This is a genomic window from Adlercreutzia sp. DFI.6.23 (assembly GCF_024462535.1).
GTDB lineage: Bacteria > Actinomycetota > Coriobacteriia > Coriobacteriales > Eggerthellaceae > Adlercreutzia > Adlercreutzia rubneri.
Map to the genome: position 1 here is coordinate 1 of NZ_JANGBP010000300.1, position 339 is coordinate 339.

Sequence of the window (339 nt, forward strand, 5' to 3'; positions counted from 1 at the left end):
GCAATAGTTATAATGATCCCCAGTGAAACTACGACGGTTGGATTCCGTGCTCGCGGTGCTGCTGTGGCGCGATGGAGCCGAGCATGGCGCGGCGGGGCGGAAGGGAAGGACCGATCCTGTGAGAGAAATGATTCCGTTGGAAGAGGCCCGCGCGCTCGTGTGCGGGGCCGTGGAGAAACTTCCCGTGGAAACGGTGGAGCTGCTCGATGCCGTCGGGCGTGTGGTGGCGGCCGATCAGACAAGCGACATCGATGTTGCGCCCTTCGCTCATTCGGCCATGGACGGCTTCGCCCTGCGCGCTGCCGAGATCGCCGAGGCTACCGAGGTGGCTCCTGCGAC

Annotated in this window: 1 pseudogene; it reads left to right on the top strand. The window is 64.0% G+C overall.

Annotated features, from left to right (window positions below):
• Window positions 1-127: 127 nt before the first annotated feature.
• A pseudogene (locus NE591_RS13455) lies at window positions 128-339 on the top strand (molybdopterin molybdenumtransferase MoeA); the annotation flags it as partial.